We start from the raw sequence: 5,607 nt of genomic DNA, 5'->3' as shown, positions 1-5,607 counted from the left end.
TATACCAAAGACAATATTCATCCACAAATTTGACGGTTTGTTTGGGTGGACGAGGCTCTACCATGCTCTGTGTCTTCGTTCTGGGCTTTTTACATCCTTATACTACCGCGATAGTGACACAACAGGGTTATGTAGGCAACCTCTCTTATGAAGTTACAGAAGACGATCTTAAGGGTGTTTTTGCTGAATATGGTAAGGTAAACCGGGTTCAAGTACCGAATGACCGCGAAACAGGCCGTCCGAGAGGCTTCGCTTTCGTAGAAATGGGAACAGATGCCGAAGAAGCTGCTGCCATTGAAGCCCTTGATGGTGCTGAATGGATGGGTCGCGCCCTCAAAGTTAACAAAGCCAAGCCCAGAGAAGACAGAGGTTCTTCTGGTGGTAATCGGGGGGGATACGGTGGCGGCGGTGGACGTAACCGCTACTAAGCTTTGAAACAAATATTTGACAAGCAAGTCTTAAAGTCAGACAAGAAGTCTGTCTTTTTTTTGCACTGTTACCCTTAAACAGCAATTGATTAAGTTAATTTAGCAGGAGAGATAATGACCCAAATAGTAGTGGGTGAAAATGAACACCTTGAGTCAGCCTTGCGCCGATTTAAGCGAGAAGTTTCCAAAGCCGGAATTTTTCAAGACATGAGAAAGCACCGTCACTTTGAAACGCCTATTGAAAAATCCAAGCGCAAAAAACTGGCTTTACAAAAGCAGGGTAAAAGACGTTTCCGCACTTGAGAACTGACATAGATTTTAACGAATGCCCTCATAGTGTTTATGAGGGTTTTTTCTATGGAATTTAGCAGCAGTAAGCAAAAATTAAGCAATAGTAATTCTTACTGGCTTCAAAGCTTTATCTGTCAACGATTACAGTCGCCAATGCTGTTAACCTTTCTTGCGCGGTCGCACCTGTGATTACAAGATGAAAAATGAATGTATTATAAAGAATCGCATCAAGGTTTGTACAATTGGCTGTTGATTAATCACTCTAATAGTAATGCCAAAATTTGAGGATCAATTGGAAAGTATTTATGCCATATCTCGCATCTGTTGGCGTGAGTGGTTGTCAAACAATCATCTTACTTCGCCTGGTATATGGTTGATTTACTACAAAGTCAAAAGCGGTAAACCAAGCGTTAAATACAGTGAAGCAGTCAAAGAAGCTTTATGCTTTGGTTGGATTGACAGTAAAGTCAAATCATTGGATGAAGACCGTTATCAGCAAATTTTCACCCCTCGAAAACCTAAAAGTGTATGGTCAAAATTAAATAAGCAATATATTGAAGAGCTAATTGAACAAGGCTTGATGACTCAGGCCGGTCTAGAAAAAATTCAAGTAGCAAAACAAGATGGCTCGTGGAACTCCTTGGATGCTATTGAAGCGTTGACAATTCCAATAGATTTGAAGCAAGCTTTAGAAGCAAACCCTTCAGCCCATCTTCATTTTGAAGCATTTAGTAATTCATTGAAGAAGAACATTCTATTTTGGATTGAGAGTGCAAAACGTCCAGAGACTAGGTTGAAGAGAATTGAGCAAACGATAACCGAAGCAGCAAATAACAGAAATCCATTGAGCCGATGAGTTAATTCCACATAATTAGGATTTGGTGTAATGAGAAAGGAGTCAAACTAGTGCAGGCCACAACTCAAGACAACTTACCTGTTGGAGCAAGCCTTACTTGTTCTTTTTCCTGTTCTTTTTGCGAGACACCTTCTGAATTTTTCTTTTCGCTTGACGTTTGGCATTGGCTGTACGATTCACCGCAAATCCACTACTGGAATCAGAGGGAAATTCTTTGTAGTAGCCTGCCAAGTTTTCAGTCGGTTCAAAGTTTGATGCTTGATTTAACACAGGAGCTTCAGTTTTTAAGCCCAATTCCATCTGCACTGAATTCCAGTCTCCGGTGATCATCTCATCAACACAATCAGCTTCAAAGGCTTGCTCCATTACTGACGCAGACTCCACTGCTTCCAAATCTATGAGCGCAGCAATAATAAAACTGTTAAATTCCGGTGCTTGTACTTGAAAAAATTCCAGTTGTTGAGTGAGGATGGTGGTACAGTGCGTACGAAAATTGGAATCTTTGAGAGCGATATTTGTCAGACTACTAACAGCAGTGGCTCGTGAAAAAACACCTCGTGAGGTGTCAGTTAGATGAGTAGTCAATGCTGGAATTGCAGATGAACCAATCATGCCAAAAACAATAGGCAGTTCCTCAGCAATCCATTCCCACACATCGTTATCATCTTCATCTCGTTTGGAAAATAAGCTAATCAGTGGTTCAATCGCCGCTTCTGCCCTCAGTTGCCCTAGTGTTCGCCAAGCATGAATGGGCGACCAACATTCTGGACTATCCGTTGATGCTTCATATAGTTGAGAATCCGTCGCCATACGGACAAGCTCAGGAATATGTTCATTCGTAATCCCTAAAACTAGATAATTAGGCCAGTTATGCAAGTCAAAATCACAGCAGTCACCATAAGTGAGTAATTGATTTACGGGTGATAAATAACTCGCTGCCGACATAACAACATATCCTGTCAACTTTGATAATAGTAGCGCACAATGTTTAACTCCTTAAACAGGTTGCGAAATTATATGAATTTTTTTTGATCATCAAAACATTAGTATACGAACTGTTCGCTGACTTCACTGGCAGAAAAAGGGTAAAGATAAGGATTTTCTCAAAAAGGTATTTATAAGGTAAATCAATGGCATTCCAATGGCATATATAAGGATTGATTTGCCAAATAAACTCTGTACATCATCTTATTACTAGCTTGTCAATTAGAGATTGTAAATCCATTTAAATAAAAGTAGAAAATTAGGTTCATGAACTGCTATTAAATTGGAAATACTTTTGAAACTGCTTCAGGAATAATGATACTTTTTCAAACAAATCAGGAGCATACTTCTAAATCGTATGTCACAAACCAACTCTTCGATGCTTTTCTTTCTTGCACCTATAAGTCTTATCTTCTTTTGAGCGATGTTGATAGCCAAACTACTGAGTATGCAGCTCTTGAATCAAGACTGGATGAGGAGTTTCGTATTGAGGCAAAACACAGGCTGAACACAAACCAGAAGACCGTCCCCGCTCTAGACTGCCAGACTCCATCTCTGTTGGATTTACGTACAGGTGAAGAGTTTTTTTTCGGAATCTTTGTTACTAAAGACAATCTCCAATCACAAATCGACGGCGTTAAAAAGGTTTTCGGCGATTCACCACTTGGTTTATTCCACTACGAACCAATTTTGTTTAGTCGGAATGCTCATATTAACAAGAGGCATAAGCTGTGCCTTGCATATAGAGCCTTTGTGTTAGGAAAAGCACAAGGTAAGATGCCTGATAACGGAACAATTATATTTGGTACTAACTTCACCGAGTCTAAAATTCGTTTAGAACCTTACTTTAAAGAGGTTTCGCTTTTAATAGACTCCTTACTTAGTCAAGTAAATAACCAGACCAAACCATCTCTTTACCTTAACCGCCATTGCGATGTTTGCCAATTCAAAAAACGCTGTAGAGAGGAAGCTCTAGCCAGTGATCACCTCAGTTTGCTGCGCGGAATTAGTGAAAATGAAATTGCCCGAAATAATCGCAAGGGTATTTTTACCGTTACGCAGCTTTCATACACCTTTCGCGCCAGGCGGCGACCCAAAAAAGCTAAGTCAGCCACACTGCCGCATAGTTATCCTCTCCAAGCATTAGCTTTGCGTGAAAAAAATTTATATATCCACGGCAATCCTGAGATAGCCAGTGCGAAAACGCACGTATATTTCGATATTGAGGGTGTACCTGAAAGGGACTTTAATTACTTGATTGGGCTGCTTATTGATGAGAATGGATCACAACAGTATCACTACTTCTGGGCGGACAGTAAAGAACAACAGCAACAAATATATGCTCAATTTATCCAAGCATTGCAACATTGCGACAATTATGTACTTTTTCATTTTGGTAGCTACGAGAATGCAGCCTTAAAACAGATGCAGTCTCAGATGCCTGACGAATACCAAAGTAGACTCGACGAGATCCAGAAACGAACATTCAATCTGCTGTCAAGCATCCATTCACACATCTATTTCCCTACTTGGTCAAATAGTCTCAAAGAAATCGCCGCGTTTTTGGGATTCGAGTGGAGCGACAGGGAGGCTGGTGGACTTCAAAGCATTGTATGGCGCGAAAACTGGGACAGTACTCACTGTCTTGAGTTAAAGCAGCGATTGATTCAGTACAACTATGACGACTGTTTGGCCCTGAAGCGAGTGGCCGACTTTATTGCTTCAGCTTTGTCAACAGAAACATCCCTCCAAGGTAATGATGAAGCTGGAACAAAGATTGTTCACACAACCCAAATGCAATCTCCAACTGGCCGAACACATCAGTTCAAAAAAATTGAATTCGTCTTCCCCGAATTAAATTTCGTAAATAAGTGCGCCTATTTTGATTATCAGAGGGAAAAAGTCTTTGTACGTACAAACAGAGATTTGAAACAGATTAATCGCAGAGCAAAGACACTTAAACATCACAAGATAAAACCCAACAAGCTAATTAAAATAAGTGCTAATACTTGTAAGTTTTGCAAAAGTAAGAAAATTACACAAAAACATGAAATTAAAAGACAGGTTATCGATCTGCGATTTTTCGAGGGTGGAGTTAAAAAGTGGGTCACTGAGTTTTTATCATGGCAATACCAATGTGCAAAGTGCAACAAGACCTTTGTACCAGATGGTATTCCAGACGGTAGAACGAAATATGGTCATGGATTGATGTCTTGGTGTGTATATAACAACATAATTGGTGGGCAAAATGTACTCAGAGTACTTCGGGTTTTGTCCGACGTTTTCAATCTCGATATTTCACGACCATCCATTTACCGCTTTAAAGCATATGTTGCTGACTACCTCGCCCCATTAGCTGAAAAGATTCTAGCGAGCATTCTTCAAAAACCAATTCTTCACATTGACGAGACGGAAGTTCAGCTGGTAGGAGGCAAGGGTTATGTATGGGTTTTTGCGAGCATGGATAGCGTCTATTTCATGTACCGGGAATCCAGAGAAGCACAGTTCTTGAAAGATTTACTCAGTGATTTTCGAGGGGTCTTAATTTCCGACTTCTTCTCAGGTTACGACTCTCTTAGCTGCCCACAGCAGAAATGTCTCATTCACTTAATTCGAGACATGAATGAGGACTTGTTGAATAACCCGTTTAACGAAGAATTCAAAGATTTGAGCCAGCAGTTTGCTAACCTGCTGCGTGATATTGTCCAGACGGTTGACAGGTATGGATTGAAGCAAAGACACTTAAACAAGTATAAACATTCAGTGAGCAAATTTGTTGAATACGCTAAAACTACAGTTTTCTCATCCGATATTTCAAAGAAATACCAGAAGCGAATTGAAAAGTATGGTGATAGGCTTTTTACATTTCTAGAATATGATGGCGTTCCCTGGAACAACAACAATGCAGAAAATGCGATTAAGGGACTTCCAGAGAATAAGATATACAAGCCATAAAAATGATAATCATTCTGAAGGGGGAAAGAGCAGTTGCCGTCGGCAACTGCTCTTTCCTCCCAAATATATGCAAGATAAATGTCTGCACTCAAC

Annotated in this window: 5 protein-coding genes; 4 read left to right on the top strand and 1 reads right to left on the bottom strand. The window is 40.2% G+C overall.

All coding sequences use genetic code 11. The features are described 5' to 3' along the window. Nucleotides 1–62: 62 nt before the first annotated feature. From IQ259_RS26605 to IQ259_RS26595, 3 genes are all read left to right on the top strand, one after another. Nucleotides 63–428, top strand: coding sequence for an RNA-binding protein (locus IQ259_RS26605; RefSeq protein WP_193888979.1), 366 nt, complete (start codon nt 63–65; stop codon nt 426–428). 114 nt (nt 429–542) lie between these two features. Beyond that, nucleotides 543–731, top strand: a complete 189-nt coding sequence (gene rpsU, locus IQ259_RS26600; RefSeq protein WP_193888978.1) for a 30S ribosomal protein S21 — start codon at nt 543–545, stop codon at nt 729–731. Nucleotides 732–990: 259 nt separating this feature from the next. Then, nucleotides 991–1,575, top strand: a complete 585-nt coding sequence (locus IQ259_RS26595; RefSeq protein WP_193888977.1) for a YdeI family protein — start codon at nt 991–993, stop codon at nt 1,573–1,575. 93 nt (nt 1,576–1,668) lie between these two features. On the opposite strand, the gene IQ259_RS26590 is transcribed toward IQ259_RS26595, so the two are convergent. Beyond that, nucleotides 1,669–2,520, bottom strand: coding sequence for a HEAT repeat domain-containing protein (locus IQ259_RS26590; protein ID WP_193888976.1), 852 nt, complete (start codon nt 2,518–2,520; stop codon nt 1,669–1,671). A gap of 354 nt (nt 2,521–2,874) precedes the next feature. On the opposite strand from IQ259_RS26590, the gene IQ259_RS26585 reads away from it, so the two are divergent. Continuing rightward, nucleotides 2,875–5,514 (top strand): TM0106 family RecB-like putative nuclease, encoded by a 2,640-nt coding sequence (locus tag IQ259_RS26585; RefSeq protein ID WP_193888975.1) that lies wholly within the window; start codon nt 2,875–2,877, stop codon nt 5,512–5,514. The last annotated feature ends 93 nt before the right edge of the window (nt 5,515–5,607 follow it).

This window comes from Fortiea sp. LEGE XX443 (assembly GCF_015206815.1).
In the GTDB taxonomy this organism is placed as follows: Bacteria; Cyanobacteriota; Cyanobacteriia; order Cyanobacteriales; family Nostocaceae; genus Nostoc_B.
This window is presented reverse-complemented; position numbering and strand designations above follow the sequence as displayed.

Bases quoted from the DNA above. Each gene is read 5' to 3' on its own strand.
- IQ259_RS26605 (WP_193888979.1), top strand. From the start codon at position 63: ATGCTCTGTGTCTTCGTTCTGGGCTTTTTACATCCTTATACTACCGCG.
- rpsU (WP_193888978.1), top strand. From the start codon at position 543: ATGACCCAAATAGTAGTGGGTGAAAATGAACACCTTGAGTCAGCCTTG.
- IQ259_RS26595 (WP_193888977.1), top strand. From the start codon at position 991: ATGCCAAAATTTGAGGATCAATTGGAAAGTATTTATGCCATATCTCGC.
- IQ259_RS26590 (WP_193888976.1), bottom strand. From the start codon at position 2,520: ATGTCGGCAGCGAGTTATTTATCACCCGTAAATCAATTACTCACTTAT.
- IQ259_RS26585 (WP_193888975.1), top strand. From the start codon at position 2,875: ATGATACTTTTTCAAACAAATCAGGAGCATACTTCTAAATCGTATGTC.